Annotated in this window: 15 protein-coding genes; 5 read left to right on the top strand and 10 right to left on the bottom strand. The window is 73.3% G+C overall.

Going from position 1 to position 16,244, the window contains the following annotated elements; genetic code table 11:
- Positions 1-11 precede the first annotated feature (11 nt).
- From ACWCRA_RS28710 to ACWCRA_RS28700, 3 genes are all read right to left on the bottom strand, one after another.
- The gene (locus tag ACWCRA_RS28710; RefSeq protein WP_451068974.1) at positions 12-2,942 is read right to left on the bottom strand and encodes a helix-turn-helix transcriptional regulator; all 2,931 of its coding nucleotides are present in this window, start codon (positions 2,940-2,942) and stop codon (positions 12-14) included.
- 139 nt (positions 2,943-3,081) lie between these two features.
- On the bottom strand, positions 3,082-3,768 hold the full coding sequence (locus tag ACWCRA_RS28705) for a hypothetical protein (protein WP_351551033.1): 687 nt from the start codon (positions 3,766-3,768) through the stop codon (positions 3,082-3,084).
- A gap of 93 nt (positions 3,769-3,861) precedes the next feature.
- Positions 3,862-4,419, bottom strand: a complete 558-nt coding sequence (locus ACWCRA_RS28700) for a DinB family protein (protein ID WP_351551035.1) — start codon at positions 4,417-4,419, stop codon at positions 3,862-3,864.
- A gap of 191 nt (positions 4,420-4,610) precedes the next feature.
- Between ACWCRA_RS28700 and ACWCRA_RS28695 the strand changes: the two genes are divergently transcribed.
- A complete protein-coding gene (locus tag ACWCRA_RS28695; RefSeq protein WP_351551038.1) occupies positions 4,611-4,886 on the top strand; it encodes a hypothetical protein in 276 nt (91 codons plus the stop codon).
- 232 nt (positions 4,887-5,118) lie between these two features.
- On the opposite strand, the gene ACWCRA_RS28690 is transcribed toward ACWCRA_RS28695, so the two are convergent.
- Positions 5,119-6,411 carry a cytochrome P450 gene (locus ACWCRA_RS28690; RefSeq protein ID WP_451068973.1) on the bottom strand — a complete coding sequence of 431 codons (1,293 nt, stop codon included), beginning with the start codon at positions 6,409-6,411 and terminating at the stop codon, positions 5,119-5,121.
- A 212-nt stretch (positions 6,412-6,623) separates the two neighbouring features.
- Between ACWCRA_RS28690 and ACWCRA_RS28685 the strand changes: the two genes are divergently transcribed.
- A complete protein-coding gene (locus tag ACWCRA_RS28685; protein ID WP_451068972.1) occupies positions 6,624-7,181 on the top strand; it encodes a DUF1697 domain-containing protein in 558 nt (185 codons plus the stop codon).
- A gap of 91 nt (positions 7,182-7,272) precedes the next feature.
- The gene (locus tag ACWCRA_RS28680) at positions 7,273-7,851 is read left to right on the top strand and encodes an O-methyltransferase (RefSeq protein WP_451068971.1); all 579 of its coding nucleotides are present in this window, start codon (positions 7,273-7,275) and stop codon (positions 7,849-7,851) included.
- Positions 7,852-7,958: 107 nt separating this feature from the next.
- Here the strand turns inward: ACWCRA_RS28680 and ACWCRA_RS28675 are convergent, their stop codons facing one another.
- Positions 7,959-8,738 carry a hypothetical protein gene (locus ACWCRA_RS28675; protein ID WP_451068970.1) on the bottom strand — a complete coding sequence of 260 codons (780 nt, stop codon included), beginning with the start codon at positions 8,736-8,738 and terminating at the stop codon, positions 7,959-7,961.
- Between the two features lie 10 nt (positions 8,739-8,748).
- A complete protein-coding gene (locus ACWCRA_RS28670) occupies positions 8,749-9,345 on the bottom strand; it encodes a DinB family protein (RefSeq protein ID WP_351551052.1) in 597 nt (198 codons plus the stop codon).
- Between the two features lie 221 nt (positions 9,346-9,566).
- Between ACWCRA_RS28670 and ACWCRA_RS28665 the strand changes: the two genes are divergently transcribed.
- Positions 9,567-10,448: an LLM class F420-dependent oxidoreductase gene (locus tag ACWCRA_RS28665; RefSeq protein WP_451068969.1), complete on the top strand. Its 882-nt coding sequence runs from the start codon at positions 9,567-9,569 to the stop codon at positions 10,446-10,448.
- Positions 10,449-10,532: 84 nt separating this feature from the next.
- On the opposite strand, the gene ACWCRA_RS28660 is transcribed toward ACWCRA_RS28665, so the two are convergent.
- Positions 10,533-11,198 (bottom strand): hypothetical protein, encoded by a 666-nt coding sequence (locus ACWCRA_RS28660; protein WP_451068968.1) that lies wholly within the window; start codon positions 11,196-11,198, stop codon positions 10,533-10,535.
- Positions 11,199-11,227: 29 nt separating this feature from the next.
- A complete protein-coding gene (locus ACWCRA_RS28655) occupies positions 11,228-11,992 on the bottom strand; it encodes a hypothetical protein (protein WP_451068967.1) in 765 nt (254 codons plus the stop codon).
- A 164-nt stretch (positions 11,993-12,156) separates the two neighbouring features.
- On the opposite strand from ACWCRA_RS28655, the gene ACWCRA_RS28650 reads away from it, so the two are divergent.
- Positions 12,157-12,759: a TetR/AcrR family transcriptional regulator gene (locus ACWCRA_RS28650; RefSeq protein ID WP_351551064.1), complete on the top strand. Its 603-nt coding sequence runs from the start codon at positions 12,157-12,159 to the stop codon at positions 12,757-12,759.
- 160 nt (positions 12,760-12,919) lie between these two features.
- Here the strand turns inward: ACWCRA_RS28650 and ACWCRA_RS28645 are convergent, their stop codons facing one another.
- Positions 12,920-14,191 (bottom strand): phosphatase PAP2 family protein, encoded by a 1,272-nt coding sequence (locus tag ACWCRA_RS28645; RefSeq protein ID WP_351551157.1) that lies wholly within the window; start codon positions 14,189-14,191, stop codon positions 12,920-12,922.
- A 328-nt stretch (positions 14,192-14,519) separates the two neighbouring features.
- Positions 14,520-16,085: a cytochrome P450 gene (locus tag ACWCRA_RS28640; protein ID WP_451068966.1), complete on the bottom strand. Its 1,566-nt coding sequence runs from the start codon at positions 16,083-16,085 to the stop codon at positions 14,520-14,522.
- Positions 16,086-16,244: the final 159 nt, after the last annotated feature.

Below are 16,244 nucleotides of genomic sequence, written 5' to 3'. Positions count from 1 at the left end.
CCGAGCGCGGCTCAGCCGTCGCGACCGGCCCGTCCGCTCCGCTCCCCCGGTGTGTCATCACGGTGGAACGGCATCTGTCCGAGCTGTCTGCGCGAGGTGATGCCGAGCTTCCCGAAGATGTTCCTCAGATGGGCGTCGATGGTCCGGGGGCTCAGGAAGAGCCGCGTGCCGACCTCCTTCGACGTCGCGCCGGCGGCGACCATGCGGGCGATCCGGAACTCCTGCGCGGTCAGTCCGACGGGGGCCGGGAGCTTACGGCTCCGGGGGTGCTCTCCCGTACTGTCCAGCTCGCGGGCCGCACGGGCCGCGAAGGCGCCCGCGCCCATGGCGGAGAGCCGCTCGTGAGCGGTGCGCAGCAGGGTACGGGCCTCCCGCCTGCGCCCCTCGCGCCGCAGCCACTCGCCGTAGACGAGACGGGCACGGGCGGCGTGCACGGCCCCCCGGGTGCGGTCGAGCCGGGTGATCGCCTCCCGGTAGCACTCCTCGGCCTCCGGTCCCTCCGCCAGCAGGGCCCGGGCGCGCAGGGCCACTCCCCTCGCCCAGTCGGTTCCCGCGCTCCCCGCCCGGTCGAGCAGGCGCGCCAGCACCGGGGCGGCGATCTCCCGTTCGCCGGTGCGGGCCGCCGCTTCCAGGAACTCGGTCAGAATCCAGGCGTGGAACCCCATCTCGTCGAGCCGGCAGGCGGGGTGCAGGATCTCCAGGGCGGTGTCGTAGCGGCCGAGTCCGTTGAGGAGGACGGCCTGGGCGTACTCGACGGCGGTGACGAGTCTGCCCTCGCCCCGCTCCTCGGCACCCGCCCTCGCCAGGTCCGCCAGCTCCAGGGTCCGGCTCTCCTCGCCGCGCCAGGCGGCCACGGTCACCTCGACGTACTCCAGGCCCGGGGCGCCGACCTCCTCGGCGACGGAATAAGCCTCCGCGACGAGGGTGGCGGCGTCGGCGAACTGCCCGGTGTGGATGTGCGCGAGCGCCCGGTAGCTGAGTGCCACCGGCAGCACCGCCAGCGCGCCCGCCGCCCTGGACTCCGCCAGCTGGCGCTCCGCGAGGGAGATCCACGCGCCGTCGTCCCACAGGTCCATCGCGGCGCAGCAGGCGAGCCACAGCTCGCCTGTCGCGGGACGGCCGCCGTCGCCCCGCTCGCCGTGGGTTCCGGTACGGGGACCGGTGTCGGCGCGCGCCCGGACCCGGCCTCGTCCCTCCGCGTCGTACGTCTCCACCACCCGGCGCAACAGCGGCACCGCCGCCGTGAAGCCCTCCGTCGCCCGGGTCGTCAGCGCGTCGAGGAGAAGATCCGCCGGGCGCGCGGGAGGAGCGGCCGGGCCGCCCGGCACGGCCCGCGCGGCGGCGGCCACATCGGACATCCGGACCGAGTGGGCGAAGCGGCCGACGAAGACGGCGGCGGCGAGGGCGTCGAGGAAGGTCTCCCGGGCGGCCGGGAGATCGACCGGGGCCATGGCGCGGGCGGCCTCCAGGAGTCGGGCCAGCGCCGCGTCGTCCCGGTTCTGGTCGAAGGCGATCGTGGCGCGCAGGGCCCGGGCCCGCGCCCGCTCACGCGGTCCGAGCGGTCCGGTACGCGCCACGGAGAGCAGCGCGAGTGCCTCGTCGAGCGCTCCGGCCTCGCGTTTCGCCACGGCGGCCGACAGCGCCCGCTCGGCGCGCGGACCCGGCAGCGGGGTCAGCCGGGCCGCTTCGGCGAGGAACACCGCCGCGGCGGCGGACCCTCCCCGGGCCCGGGCGCGGGCGGCCGACCGGTGGAGCGCGTCGGCGGTGTCGCCATCCGGGCCGACGGCGGCCTGGGCCAGATGCCAGGACCTGCGGTCGCCGTCGCTCCCGTGGTCCAGGGCACGGGCCAGCGCGCGGTGGACGGCACGGCGCTGCTCCGGCCAGGCGGAGCGGTAGACCGCCGAGCGCACGAGGGGGTGGCGGAACCGTACCCAGTTCCCGGGGCCCCCGAGGCCCTCGGAGCCCTCGAAACCTCCGAAGGAGACCAGCCCGGCCTCCTCGGCGGGCCCGGCGTCGCCGGCTCCGATGTCCATCTCCGCCGCGGCCCGTATCAGCAGCGAGGGGTCGCCGGTGGGTTCCGCGGCGGCCATCAGCAGCAGGGTGCGCGTACGGGCCGGGAGACCGGCCAGCCTGTCCCGGAAGCTCGACTCGACCACGGCCGGAACGGCGGACGCGTCGGGGCGGGCGAACCCCCCGGCCAGCGAGCCCGCGCGAGGCAGTTCGAGCAGGGCGAGCGGATTGCCGCGGGCCTCGGCGAGGATGCGCTCCCGCACGCCCGGGTCCAGGGGAGCCCTGACCCGGTCCATGAGCAGCCTCCGGGCGTCCGTCTCGGCCAGCCCGCCCAGCGCGAGACACGGCAGCCCCCGTAACTCGGGGCGGGTGGCCGGGTCCCGTACCGCGAAGACCACGGCGATCGGCTCGTCGCGCACCCGGCGGGCGGCGAAGGCCAGCGCCTGCGCCGACATCGGGTCGAGCCACTGGGCGTCGTCGACGGCGCAGAGCAGCGGAGTGCCGCCCGCCGCGCCCGACAGCAGATGGAGGAAGGCGAGGCCGACACGGAAGCGGTCCGGAGGGTCGCCGTCCCGCAGGCCGAAGGCGGTCTCCAACTCCGCGCGCCGGGGCGCCGGCAGAGCGGCGATCCCGCCGAGAACGGGTCCGCAGAGCTGGTGCAGCCCGGCGAAGGCGAAATCGGTCTCGAACTCGGCCCCCTCGGCACGCAGCACGCGCACCCCGGGAGCGGACCGCGCGTACGCCAGCAGAGCGGACTTGCCGATGCCGGCCTCCCCGCAGATCACCAGGGTGCCGCCGCGCCCGGCGGTCACCTCGCCGAGCAGCGTGTCCAGACGGGCGCGCTCGCGCCGCCGTCCGATGAGAAGGGGTCGCTCAGGACCGGGGTGAGAGAGGGCCACGCCCCCATTCTGTGGTGGACCGGTCACGGGCATCCCGGCCGCACCGCGGCCTCGGGACCTCCGTGCCCGGAGGCCGTCCCTGTTCGCGGGCCACCATCCCGGCCGGCGCCGCGCGCGGGGCCGACACGCCCTCACGCGCGGGCCCGGGCCGGCACCGAGGGGTGCCGTCCCCCTACCGGGAGGACAGCTCGGCGTACACCGGCGCGTGCTCGAAGGGGTACTGGACCCAGGCGTCTCCGGCGAAGCACTGGGCGGCGTGCCGGCGCATCCGGGGCCCGTAGAGCGCGTGGTCGATCAGCTCGGTGTAGCCGCGTGGTTCGCCCCGGCCCAGAAGGCCCGCGGTATCGGCCAGATGGACATCGAGGCCCGGGTACATGAGTCCCAGATACGGCAGGTCGTCGAGGTCGAGGGCGAACACCGGGTACTCGCCCTCCTCGTCCGGGTCGGTGACGGCCAGGATGCGTCTGGAGTCCGACCCTCCGGGCAGGAGGAAGCACTCGGAGAAGCGCCCGGCCAGCCAGGAGAACTCCTCGGCCCACGGGGCGCCCATCTCCTCGGCGACCAGTCGGTCCAGCGGCCGGGGCGCGAAGCCGCCGTCCGGGGTGAACCAGTGGTGGCGCTCCAGGAGGCTGGTGTCGAACGCCAGCCAGGCGCGCAGGCTCGGCGACAGCGGCCGTCCGGACGGGAACGCCGCCCGCGCGAGCCGGCTCCCGGCCATCGGCCGGGCGACGGCGCCGTCCACCCAGGGCATGTGCCGGTACGGCAGCGCGCTCGCCCCGGGATCGCGCCGCACCTCCTCGATGACCCGCTCCGTCAGGGCCGCCGCGTGCGCGGGACTTCCCGTCCCCTCGATCACCATGGGCCGGGACGCTAACAGCCGCCACTGACAGCCGGGCCGGTGGCCTCGCGCCCGGAGCGGGGCGCGACAGGCCGGCCGCCGTCGCCGCGCGGGTCAGGCCATGCTCGTGGCACCGTCCAGGGACTCCCGGATGATGTCGGCGTGGCCGGCGTGCTGAGCGGTCTCGCCCACGAGGTGCAGCACCACCCGGCGGGCCGACCACCGCACCCCGGGCTCGAACCAAGGGGCCTCCGGCAGCGGGTGGGAGGCGTCCAGATCGGGCAGGGCGGCGATCAGTTCGTCGGTCTCACGGGCCGCCTCGCTGTAGTCGGCCAGTACCTCCGCCAGCGTCTCACCGGGCAGCAGCCGGAACTCGTCCGCCCGGTCGGCCCAGTCCTTCTCGGACATCTCCGCGGCGTTTCCCATCGACGAGGGCCCGTCGGCGATGAACGCGGCCCATGCCCGCTCGACCCTGGCCACATGCTTGATGAGGCCGCCCAGACACAGCGAGCTGGCGGTGGTCCGGCGTCCGGCCTGCTCATCGGTGAGATCGCGCGTGGTCAGGCGCAGGAAGCTCCGGTGATGGGCCAGCGACTGCAGCAGTTCGGCGCGCTCACCGGTGAGGGAGGGGGCGTTGGGGAGGTCGCGGCTGATCTGCTCGTTCGCGGTCATGTTGGGTGACTCCCGTTCGGTGCGGTCCGTGGTTCTGGGATCACCATAGGAGTTATTGCGGTCAGGTTCCGTCCTCTATGACGACGGTCGATCCGGGAAGCGGTGTGCGGCACGGCACGGCACGGCACGGTTGAGGGGACGTTCCCCCCGGGACGACGGGCCGGGCCGCCGCCGGGAATTCCGTCCCGCCGATGAACCACGGGGGCTCGTGGACCATCCTTCTGCTCAGGACGGTCGTCATGAGCGGTACGGAACCGCGGGAACGGATGGGGGAACACGTGGTCCTGATGGTGCTGATCGGCGTTCTGGTACTCGTGGTGCTGGGATGCGCGTGCGTCGTGTGGTCCCGGCTCGGCGGGCCGCCCTGGACCAGGAAGGTGGCGGCCGTGACCCTGGCCACCGGGTCAGTCACCCGGGCGTTCGGGAAGAGCCGGGGCGGAAGCCGTGGTGGAGGCGACGGGGATTAGGTCGTCTCTTTCGGATCGTGCCGGGCTCGCGATCCACGGCACCGGACCCCGCCGCGTTGTCGTCGGTCGCCGACGCTCCGCGCGGGCGGGAGGACGAGTGACCCCGTGGCCATGGACAGGCTCCCCAGGACCACACCCGCGCGGGCCGGGAAGGCGGAACCGTGCGGCCGGCCCCGGGGGCCCGGCCCGCCCGAGCGCCGCACCCGGCCCGGGAACCTCGGGAGAAGCACGCTCAGCCCCCGCCCCCGGCGTCCACCTCCAGCACGCAGTCACGCAGTTCGTAGCTGTCGATGGCCTTGATGAAGCCGACCTTCGGCGGGCTCACCATCCGCACCCCGGGCAGCGCGAACAACCGGCTGAGGAAGACATCCGTCTCCAGGAGCGCGATGTGCAGCCCGGGGCATCTGTGCGGGCCGTCGCCGAAGGCCAGCCCCGGGGGCCCGGCGTCCTTCATGGTGCGGCCCGGGCGCAGACAGCGCGGTCGTGGGCCGACGGTCCGTTCGTCGACGTTGACGTGATCGACCAGGAGGTCGATCCGGTCACCGGCCGGGACGGTGACCCGCCCGCCGTCGGCGCCGGGCAGGTCGAGTGGTGCGGTGGCACGGCGGCTGAGGCGGCCCACGACCGGTTCGAGCCTCAGGATCTCCCCGAGCACCGCGAGTCTCCCCGGCTCGTCCGCCGCCCGGTAGTGCGCCAGCAGACCGGCGTCGGAGAAGAGATGCCAGGCCGCCGCGCTGATGAACTCACGGGTCGTGACCATGCCCGCCGCCGCGAAGGTGAGGCACTCCCCGAGGATCTCCGGGTTGGAGCAGCCGTCGTCGATGAGGTGGGAGATGAGATCGTCCCGCCGGGAGCGGCGGCGTGACCGCACGGCGGGGCGCACATCGCCGACGTACACCCGCAGCCAGTTGGTGTTCTGCCGCACGGTCCAGTAGATGCCGTGCGGACTCGTCAGCCCCGGTGTGCCGAACCGCTCCGGGAAGAACCGCTCCAGCCGGTCCTTGATGCCGGGTCTGCTCTCCGTCAGACCGATGACCGCGCAGGCCACCTCGATCGCGAGATCGAAGCTGAGATCGGACAGGCGCGCCCGGCCGTCGGCCCGGAGCCGGTCGATCTGGGCCTGCGCGACACGGACCATGACCTCGCGGTAGCGCTCGTCGACGCGGCGCGGGGTGAAGAACCGGGCGGTCTGGCGGCGGTGTTCACGGTGCTCGGGACCGTCCCGGTAGAGCACCGGCCGCCGGATGCGCGGGGGCAGCTTCGACACCATCTCGATCCCGAGCCCCGCCTGCACGGTGGACGCGCTGCGCAGCACGGCGCGCGCCTCCTCGTACCCGCGCACCTCCCACACCCCGTCGGCGCCGCGGGCGACGGGACACCGCTCCGCCGTCCCGCCGCGCTCGATCCTGCGGAATCCGAATCCCTGCTCCGCCGAACCGGGTTCGGCCGGGTCACCGACGTCACCGACGTCACGGAACCCGCCGGTCCCGCCGGACCTGCCGGACCCACCGGACTCACCGCCCATGAGCGGCACCTCCCTCTTCCCGAAGCCATGCCGAGCACCGGTGCGCCCGGCCTCCCGCACGGGGCCGTGCCGGGTGGTTCCTTCCCGCTCCGAGGGCGCGGGAAGCGGGCATCAGGGGGCGTTTGGCGAACCGGCCCGACGGCCGCCCGGCGGGTCGCCCCCGCGCCGGTGTCGCCTCCTCACCCGGGGGCCAGCGTCTACGCTGGTCCCCCATGACGACGAAGCGGTACGCCGCCCTGCTGCGCGGCATCAACGTGGGCGGCCACCGGAAGGTCCCCATGGCCGGACTCCGTTCCCTGCTCTCCGACATGGGGTACGCGGACGTCGCCACCCATCTCCAGAGCGGCAACGCGTTCTTCAGCACCCCGGCCGCCGACGAGGATGAGCTGGCGGCGGCTCTCGGGCGGGCGATCGAGGAGCACTTCGGCTTCGGCGTGGACTGTCTGGTCCGGGACGGTGACTACCTCGCGGCCGTGGCCGCCGGCTGCCCCTTCCCGGCCGCCGGGCTGGAGGGCCGGCAGCTCCACGTCACCTTCCTCTCCGAAGACCCCGCGCCGGACCGTCTGGCCTCCCTGGACGCCGCCTCCTTCGCCCCGGAGGCGTTCCGCCCCGGCGACCGGGCCCTGTATCTGCACACCCCCGACGGGCTGGGCCGCTCCCGTCTCGCCGAGGCGCTCGCCCGGCCGGACCTGCTCCGGGGCATCATCGCCACCACCCGCAACTGGAACACCGTCACCCGGCTGGTGGAGCTGACCCGTACCCCCGTGTGACCTGCCCCGTACGCCCGTGTGGCCCGCGCGGACCCCGGGGCGCACGGAAATGACCTTGCCCGGGAGAGCACGGTCCTCGCATCATCACCGGATGGACGACACACCGAGCCGTATCCCTGCCGCCCTGCCCGCGCTGCGCGCCCAGGCGGAGGCGGCGGGTTTCATCATGTCCAGCGAGGACCGCACGGGAGCCCTGCTGGCGGCCCTCGCCGCCGCCCGGCCCTCGGGCCGCATCCTCGAACTCGGCACCGGGGTGGGAGAGGGCACCACCTGGCTCCTCAGCGGCATGGACCACGGCTCCCGCCTGACCAGCGTCGAACTCGACCCCGCCGTCCAGACCTTCGCCCGGGAGCAGCTGGGCGCCGACCCCCGGGTGACCTTCGTGTCCGGGGACGGCGGCACATGGCTGCGGGACTTCGACGGGCCTCCCTTCGATCTCGTCTTCGCGGACACCTGGCCGGGGAAGTTCACCGACCTCGACCGGGCCCTGGCACTCGTGGCTCCCGGCGGGACCTATCTGATCGACGACCTCTTCCCCCAGCCCGGCTGGCCCGAGGGCCACGGCGCCTCCGTCGGGCGTCTGCTGGCCGAGCTGGACGAGCGCGAGGACTTCCGCTGCGTCCGTCTGGCATGGGCGAGCGGGCTGCTGATGGCGGTACGCACGTCCTGACGGCGGTCGCGGCCGGCCCGGCGAGTCCGGCCGCGACGGCAGCGGCGGCCCGCCTCTCCCGGGGCCGCTCCCGGAGCCGCTCCCGGTCGTCGGCCGGACAGCGCCGTTCAGGCGGTGGGCCAGGTGCCGAGTGCCCGGGCCAGCCGGTCGCTCTGCTCGCGGCCGATGCCCCGGGCGGGATGGGTACCGCACCGGGGGCTCGTCAGCCCGTCGCAGTGCAGGATTCCGGGAAAGGGCTCCCGGCCGCCCGAGAGCGGGGAGGCGGACGGGAAGGCCCATGCGGCCGGCTCCCACAGAGGGTGGTCCGTGAGGAGCACGCGCGCGAGGGACGGAACCAGCTCTTTCGGAAGGCCCGCGTGCAGCAGTGCCCCGCCGACCACGCCCACGGCTTCCCCGGGGAGGTCCTGGTCGCCGAGAGCCGGGAGCAGAAGCAGCAGACGGGCGAACTCGGCGTGGACGCCCGGAGCGGTGAGGTCCGGTGTGCGGGCGATGTGGTGCAGCTCCCGCCAGGAGAGGCCCGGGCCGGACGAGTGACCGCCGACCGTGGCCAGGCCGGCGTGGCGGCGGCCCCACCCCGGGTGGGTGATCACATACTCCGTTCCCGGGTCGTCGGGGAGATTCCAGCAGAGGACCATCGCGGTGTGGCCGCCCGCGAACGGAATCCGGAACACAGGCCACCGGTCCTCGTCGCTCAGCGCGGAACAGGCGGCGTCGGCGTCGGCCCCGTCGACGCCGAACCAGCTCAGGGTGGGGTCGTGCTCCTCCGTCCCGCTCAGCCAGAGCAGATGGGCGGCCCAGAACCCCGGCAGCGCCAGCAGCTCCTCCCCCGCGACGACGGGCGCCTCCTCCCAGCCGTCGATCACCTCCACCGGCGCGGGAGCGGTCATCGGCGCCGGGTCAGCCATCGGCCTGCCGCGCCACCCGCTCCAGCCGGTCCCGGTGGGCCTGCCACCACGCCTGATCGCCCGGTGGCATGTCGTCCTTGTCCCGCGTGTACCCGACGGCTCCGTCGATGAGTTCACGGAGGATGTCGGCGTGGCCGGCGTGGCGCTGGGTGTCGGAGATCACCCGCGTCAGGATGTGGTGCAGGGTCACCTCCCGGCGCTCCTCGGGCCACCAGGGAACATGACCGACCGCGTCGAGCCCGAGCATCCTCACCGTGTCGTCGGAGTGCTCCCACGCCCGGCGGTAGAGCCCCACGATCTCCTCGCGCGACTCGTCCTCGGCGGCCCACATGTCCGCGTTGTGGTCGGCGTCCTCCGTGTACCACCACGATGGCGGCGGGCCGTCGAAGAACGGCCGCCCGAACGTGTCCCCCAGGTAGGCCAGTTCCACGCCGGCGACGTGCTTGACCAGCCCCAGCAGGTTGGTGCCCGTGGGGGTCAGGGGCCGGCGGACATCGTATGCGGAGAGTCCTTCGAGCTTCCACAGCAGGGCGTCGCGCCCGTCCTGCAGATAGCGGAGGAGGTCCGCTTTCGGGTTCGGTTCGATCACACCCGCAGTCTTCCACCCGGCACTGACAACCGGGTCGCGGACCGGGCACGGGAGACGGCCCCGGCGGTCGGCCGGGCGGCCCGCGCCGCACCGGCGAACCGACCGGGTGCGGACGCGGTACGCCTCCCTCCGCGCGGCGCCCGCACCGCCGGGCGGGTGAACCGGCCGAGGAATCCTCTCGATCGGGGAATGAGCGGCGGCACGGCGGGAGTTGACGGTGCATGACATCTCCCGCATCCGCCCGACTGGGCCGTATCGGCATCTGGACCTCCGCGCTGAGCTCGACGGCTCCCGGGGACCGGACGCAGATCACCGAGGCCGCCGCCGAACTGGAGGCGCTGGGGTACGGCACCATATGGATCGGCGCCAGCCCCTCGCTCGACGCGGTCACCACGGTCCTCGAAGCCACCGAGCGCGTCACGGTCACGACCGGGATCATCAGCGTCTGGTCCCATGAGGCACGGGATCTGGCGGCCTGGACCGCCGAGACCGAGAAGAGAGCGCCCGGGCGGTTCGTGCTGGGCCTCGGGGTCAGCCATGACCGGTTCACCCCCCAGTACGCCAAGCCCTACACGAAGATGACCGGCTATCTCGACGAGCTGGACACGGCGCCGGAGCCCGTACCGGCGCGGAACCGCATCCTGGCGGCCCTCGGGCCCAGGATGCTCCGCCTCTCCGCCGAGCGCGCGCTGGGCGCCCACCCGTATCTGGTCACCGCCGAGCACACCGCCCGGGCCCGCTCCCTGCTCGGTCCGGAGGCGCTGCTCGCCCCGGAGCTGAAGGTGGTCCTGGACACCGATCTGGAACGGGCCCGCGCCACCGCCCGCGAGGGGCTCTCCTTCTATCTGGATCTGCCCAACTACACCGGGAATCTGATCCGTCTGGGCTTCCAGGAGAGCGACTTCGACCACGGTGGCAGCGATCGTCTGCTGGACTCCCTGTTCGCCCTGGGTTCCGTGGAGCGCGCCACGGCCAGGATCGAGGAGTTCCTGGCGGCCGGCGCGGACCATGTCAGCCTGCAGGCGCTCTCGCCCGGGGGCCAGGGCATCGCGGCGCTCACCCCGGCCTGGCGCGAACTGGCCGGCGCTCTCCGGCTCGGCTGAGGCGGGGGCCGCTCCCGGGAGGCGGCGGCCCCGCCGGCATCCGCCCCGCCCCGGCGGGGGCCGTCACCGCCGGGGCCGGGCGCCTCAGGGACCCGGCACCGGACGGTCGCCGAGGGCGGGGTAGTCGGTGTAGCCCTCCGCGCCGCCGCCGTGGAAGCCGGTCGGGCGGGCCTCGTTGAGGGGCGCGCCGGCGCGGCAGCGGGTGACCAGGTCGGGGTTGGCGAGGAAGTCCCGCCCGAAGGAGACCAGATCCGCGCCGCGTTCGAGCGAGCGGGCGGCGGCCCCGGGCTTGTCGCGGCCGGCCGGGAGAGGGGTCACCATCAGCGCGGTGGGCCACAGCTCCCGTACCGCCGTGTCCAGTTCCGTGCCCGTCTCGCCGTGGTGGAGGTAGGCGATCCGGAACGGCGCGAGCGCCCGTACCAGGGCGGTGCAGGTGCCGTACGGGTCGGTCTCGGCCAGGTCGCCGGAGGGGTGGGCGGGGAGCCGGGGCGGCCCCGCGCGGGGGGGTGGGTCGGAGGGCCCGGTTCCGGTGACGGATCGGAACCGGAACCGGAACCGGGCCCGTGGGCGGCCCGGCGGGCCGTGGCTGGTTCGTCGGGACAGGTCCGGGACGGCCTTTCCGGCGAGCCGGCTCCCGCGCACGGCGCCGAGCACCCCGGACGCGCCGCCCCGGACGGAGAACCGCACGGCGGGCCGGACGGAGAGAGGGGCGGCGGGCCGGCCGGCCGTGCCCGGGGCTCCGTTGACCACGGCCCGCCGGCCGGGTCCGGGGGCCGTGATCAGATCCGCGGCTCCGGGTGCGGCGGGGAGACGTCGAAGGACGAGTGCGCCCCGCCCAGCGCCCGGGACTCGGGCAGCCAGGAAGAGATGATCAGGCTGGTCCGGTCCATCAGCGGCGCGGCGCCGACCCGCTCGGGCAGGAAGCGGCCGAAGGGCTCGACCCGCTCCAGGCGCTCCAGGCCCCGGGAGACGGCGGTGGACTGGTCGGCGTCGTCGGTCTTCGCGGCGACGGTGAGGATGCCGATCTGCTTCTCCTCCGGCTGGAACATCAGCCAGACGCTGGACAGATCCTGCTTCTCCGCCTCGTCGCGGACGGCCGGCCAGACCTCCGCCAGCAGCGGCTCGGCGTTCTCGGCCGTGAAGGAGTAGCGCTCGAACCGGTTGACGTGGTGCGCGGTGGCCATCGGCTTGAAGTCGTGCGCGCCGGTGACCTTCCAGTAGTGCTTGTCCACGCCCGGGAAGCGGGACCAGAACTTCACACCGGGCTCCGGGAACAGCTCCTCGTTGGTGAAGTGGTGGTAGTCGAGGACGTTCTCCCAGGTGTCGAAGAGGTAGCGGCCGCCGATGTACGTGACGCCGGTGGCCGGGTCGAAGCGCAGCGGGGTGTACTTGTGGCGCATCCCCGGGCGGATGTCCATGTTGGGGCGCTCGCGCTCCAGCATGTCGACGAGGTCCTGGGTGGAGTAGCGGTCATCCAGGGGGAAGTCGGAGGTGAAGGCCGCCTCCGCCTTGATCGGTCCGGTCTCGTAACCGCGGATGTCCATGACTGATTCCTTTCGTTCCTGATGGTGCACGGTGATGAACGCGGCGCCCCGGCCTCACAACCGGACCGCTCGGTCATGTTCTGAACCGTAGCACAACATGACCGCGCGGTCCGGTTACCCTCCCTCAATGTGACCGATCGGTCCGGTTATGTACGATGGGGGACATGACGAGAGCCGACGCCGTGCGCAACCGCCGCCTGCTGATGGACGCCGCCGCGGCGGAGTTCGCCGAGAACGGCATGGATGTATCGATCACCCGCATCGCCACCCGGGCCGGAATCGGCAAGGGGACGGTCTTCCGCCACTTCGACACCAAGGAACAGCTGCTCGCCGAGATCTTCAGCGACCGCCTGGAGGAACTGGTGGCCGCCGGGCTCCGGCTCGCCGAGTCGGAGGACCCGGCGGGGGCGCTGTTCGAGTTCATGACCATCGGTACGGAGATCCAGGCCCGGGACCGCTCCTTCTGCCAGGCCGCCGCCGCGCTCTCCCGCAGCGAATCCGCCGTCCGGGCCTCCCGCGAACGCCTCGCGGACGTGGCCGGGACCCTCACCGCCAGGGCGCAGCGGGCCGGGGCGATCCGTGAGGACATCACGGGTCTCGACATCGTGCTGCTGCTGAGCGCCGCCTCGCAGGCCGTCCTCAGCGTCAGCGAGGAGGCCCCCGGCCTCTGGCAGCGCTATCTGGCCCTGGTCTTCGACGGCCTGCGCCCCGGGAACTCCGGCACCCTCCCCGCCCCCGCCCCCACCCGGGACCAGTTCATGGGCTAGGGAGTTCCTTTCGGGTCGGGGCGGGCCGGGCCGGGCCGGATCGGTGAGCGGGGTCCGGAGAGACGGCCCAGGACCTCACCGCCACCGCCTCACCGCCTCCGGAAACGACAGATGGGCCCGTGACCGTCACGCCGGCCACGGGCCCATCCAGGAGAATCGCTCAAACCAGTTCGAATTGCTTTTTCGGCTGGCGAGCCGGTGCGGGCTTCGACTCCCACCGGCGGGTGGTCCGTATGTAGAGATGGATCACCGAGGCCATCGCCAGAAGGAGAAGGGGTCCGGACACCCAGGGATATGCGGCCATCTCCATCGGCAGATAGCGATAGGAGGCCAGCATCGCGACGAAGACCGCCAGGCCGAAGACGACCATCCGCACCCCCGCCGCGTCCCAGCCACGGTCGAGCGAGCGCAGTCCCGCCTCGATCGTGAGGGTGAAGACGACACCGGCGACGAGGTCCACACCGTAGTGGTAGCCGAATCCCAGCGTCGCGGCGAGCGTGGCGATCAGCCAGAACGTACCCGCGTACCGCAGCAGGCGGGGTCCCGTCCGGGAGTGGATGAAGATCGCTACAGCCCACGCCGTGTGCAGACTGGGCATGCAGTTGCGCGGGGTGATCTCGTCGAAGGGCATGAGCTGCGGGGTGGTGATCTGCGGCTTGGTGTTCGGCCAGAGATCGGCCACCGCCCACGGTCCGCCGTCGACTCCGTAGGCGAAGATCGGGCCGACCACGGGGAAGACCATGTAGATGCCCGGGCCGAGCAGACCGATGACGAGGAAGGTGCGCACCAGATGGTGGCCCGGGAACCGGCCCTCGGCCGCCACATGGCGCAGCTGGTACACCGCGAAGACGACCGCGGCGACCGCGAGCTTGACGTAGACCCAGTCGAGAACTCCGGCACCGACCGAGCCGGTGGCCTCGACCATCCGGCCCACCAGCCACGACGGGTTGCCCAGCGCGTGATCGGCGGTCGCCACGTACTGGTCGAGCACCTCGGGGCGGGTCTTCGATGTGATCAGCAGCCAGGTGTCGCCGGTCTTGCGGCCCGCGACCAGCAACAGGCCCAGTCCGACGCCCTTCAGCAGCAGCGCCCGTTCCTGGCCGGTGCGCCGGGTCACGGCGATGACGGCACAGCCCAGCATCACCCACAGGGTGCCGTTGCCGTACCCCTGCTCGGCGTCCAGCGCCCAGCGCACCAGCGCGAAGACGGCATCGATGCCGACCGCGGCGCCGACCGCGATGAATCTCTGGCGCCAGGTGAGCACCACCATCATCAACGCCATGCTGGCGTAGAGCAGGTGGCCGGACGCGGGGACGAATATCACCTCACGCGCCTGATGGGCGATGGGTCCCGGCAGGTCGTAGCGGCGCGCGGCCAGTTCGAGGGCGACAAGGAACAGCAGGGTCACCACGCCCGCCGCGGCCCACAGCATCACCCGGGGCCGACACCATGAGGCCCGTGCGGCCCCGCCGCCTATTCGTGAGAAGAAGCGCGATATTACACGTATCAATGTTCAGCCGATTTGTTTTTGATCTTGACGGGAAGGTCATTCTTCGTGCCGGGCGGCACGATCCAGATGAGACATGGACGGTCAGGACTATCACAATAATTCGATCATGTTATCGAAGTAAGTCCGATGCGTCCCGCTCCCCACCCGATCCGGCCGATCCTCCCGTCGTGCGTCCGCCCCTCCCTCGCCCGTCGTCGAAGGAGGGGGGCGTACCCGGCCCGCGGGCGCGCACGGGCCGGGGCCGCGCCGGCTACAGGCGTACGGGGAGGGCCCGCAGGTGCCAGTTGACCGGATTGGTGCCGCGCGTCAGCCGCCCCGGGTCGGTGGCCAGCCGCAGATCCGGCGCGCGGTCGAGCAGCGCGGCCAGGGCCACGGCGGTCTCCTCCTGGGCCAGGTGCGCGCCCAGACAGCGGTGCGCGCCGTGGCCGAACCCGAGGTGGGGTTCCCTGCCCCGGCGGGTGCGGCCGAGGTCGAGGCGGTCGGGGTCGGTGAAGGCGGCCGGGTCGCGGTTGGCCGCGGAGACGATGGGAAGGACCGCCTCACCGGTGCGGACCGGGGTGGCGCCGACGGTGGTGTCGCAGGTGGCGTAGCGCGGCAGCGCGCGCACGACGGGGCCGCAGTAGCGCATGAGTTCGTCGACGGCGTACGGCATGAGGGTGGGGTCCTCGCGCAGCAGGGCGAGCTGGTCGGGGTGGGCGAGGAGCGCCTCGGTGCTGTTGGCGATGAGGTTGACGGTGGTGATGTGCCCGGCGACCACCAGGTTGGTGATGAGTGCGACCAGCTCGTCCGTGGTCAGCCGGTCGCGGTGGTGGGGTGCGAGGAGTTCGGAGATCAGGTCGCCGCCGGGGTGGGTGGTGTGGTGGTCGATGAGCGCGTGGGCGTCGTCGAGCATGCCGGCGAGCGCCTCACCCAGCTCGTCGCCGCAGACCCCGGCGCTCAGGATGGCGCTCCGGGCCCGCCAGCGGTCGCGGTCGGCTTCGGGGACGGCGATGAGTTCGCAGATGACGGTGATGGGGAGCGGCCGGGCGAAGTGCTCGACCAGGTCGACGACGCCGTCCTCGGCGTGGTCCGGCAGACGGTCGAGGAGCCGGGCGGCGATGGCCTCGATCCGGGGGCGGAGGGCGGCCACGCGGCGCGGGGAGAACGCGGCGGTGACCAGTCCGCGCAGCCGGCGGTGGTCGGCGCCGTCCGCGTCGAAGATTCCGGCGCGCAGATACTTCTCGTGCCCCGGGTACAGGCCGCGGGCCTGCCAGGTCTGTTCGGTGCGGTGCGCCACGGGGGCACCGGGGACGGTCTCGGCGTCGATGGTGAAGCGGGGGTCGCTCATGATCGTGCGGATGTCGTCGTGGCGGGTGGCGACCCACATGAGGTCGACGCCCCGTACCCGTCCCCGGACCATCCGCTCGCGTTCGCGGATGTGCGCGTAGGCGGTGAACGGATCGCGGACCAGCTCATGGTCGGCCAGGTCCAGCGGCTCTCCGTCGGTTCCGGTGTGATCCTGACGGGTGGTGCGGGGTCCGGGGGTGTCCGGTTCGGGGGCGCCCTGACCAGGGGCCTCGGGCCCGGCCGCGCCCGGTCTGGCGAAGCCCTGTTCGACGGCATCCGGCCCCGCGAAGCCCTCCCCGGCGGAGCCCTCTCCGACGGCGTCCTGTCCGGGGGCATCAGGCCCGGCCGCGCCCTGTTCAACGGCGCCCGGTCCGGTGGCATCCGGCCCCGCGAAGCCCTCCCCGGCGGCGCCCGGTTCGGCCGCTTCCTGTGCGGCGGCGTCCGGTGCAGCCGCGTCCTCTCCGGTGATCTCCTGGTCCTGGCCGGTCATGGCGGGCTCCCCACACGCGGTGTTCCGTCGGACGGCTGTTCCGTGAGGGCATCATCACGCGGGGGCGCCACCCGGCGGTCCCGCGAGAACGCCAATCCCCCCGAATGAATGGATTCGCCGCACCACCGCCGCCACGGGCGCCACTTCGGCCGCACCCGC

The organism is Streptomyces sp. NPDC001889, assembly GCF_053594535.1.
The sequence above is the reverse complement of the archived record's forward strand: the minus strand, read 5'-3'. Positions and strand labels throughout refer to the sequence as shown.

Excerpts from the sequence above, each read along its gene's own strand:
- ACWCRA_RS28710 (WP_451068974.1), bottom strand. The coding sequence starts at position 2,942 with ATGCCCGTGACCGGTCCACCACAGAATGGGGGCGTGGCCCTCTCTCAC.
- ACWCRA_RS28705 (WP_351551033.1), bottom strand. The coding sequence starts at position 3,768 with ATGGTGATCGAGGGGACGGGAAGTCCCGCGCACGCGGCGGCCCTGACG.
- ACWCRA_RS28700 (WP_351551035.1), bottom strand. The coding sequence starts at position 4,419 with ATGACCGCGAACGAGCAGATCAGCCGCGACCTCCCCAACGCCCCCTCC.
- ACWCRA_RS28695 (WP_351551038.1), top strand. The coding sequence starts at position 4,611 with ATGAACCACGGGGGCTCGTGGACCATCCTTCTGCTCAGGACGGTCGTC.
- ACWCRA_RS28690 (WP_451068973.1), bottom strand. The coding sequence starts at position 6,411 with ATGGGCGGTGAGTCCGGTGGGTCCGGCAGGTCCGGCGGGACCGGCGGG.
- ACWCRA_RS28685 (WP_451068972.1), top strand. The coding sequence starts at position 6,624 with ATGACGACGAAGCGGTACGCCGCCCTGCTGCGCGGCATCAACGTGGGC.
- ACWCRA_RS28680 (WP_451068971.1), top strand. The coding sequence starts at position 7,273 with ATGGACGACACACCGAGCCGTATCCCTGCCGCCCTGCCCGCGCTGCGC.
- ACWCRA_RS28675 (WP_451068970.1), bottom strand. The coding sequence starts at position 8,738 with ATGACCGCTCCCGCGCCGGTGGAGGTGATCGACGGCTGGGAGGAGGCG.
- ACWCRA_RS28665 (WP_451068969.1), top strand. The coding sequence starts at position 9,567 with ATGACATCTCCCGCATCCGCCCGACTGGGCCGTATCGGCATCTGGACC.
- ACWCRA_RS28655 (WP_451068967.1), bottom strand. The coding sequence starts at position 11,992 with ATGGACATCCGCGGTTACGAGACCGGACCGATCAAGGCGGAGGCGGCC.
- ACWCRA_RS28650 (WP_351551064.1), top strand. The coding sequence starts at position 12,157 with ATGACGAGAGCCGACGCCGTGCGCAACCGCCGCCTGCTGATGGACGCC.
- ACWCRA_RS28645 (WP_351551157.1), bottom strand. The coding sequence starts at position 14,191 with ATGCTGTGGGCCGCGGCGGGCGTGGTGACCCTGCTGTTCCTTGTCGCC.
- ACWCRA_RS28640 (WP_451068966.1), bottom strand. The coding sequence starts at position 16,085 with ATGACCGGCCAGGACCAGGAGATCACCGGAGAGGACGCGGCTGCACCG.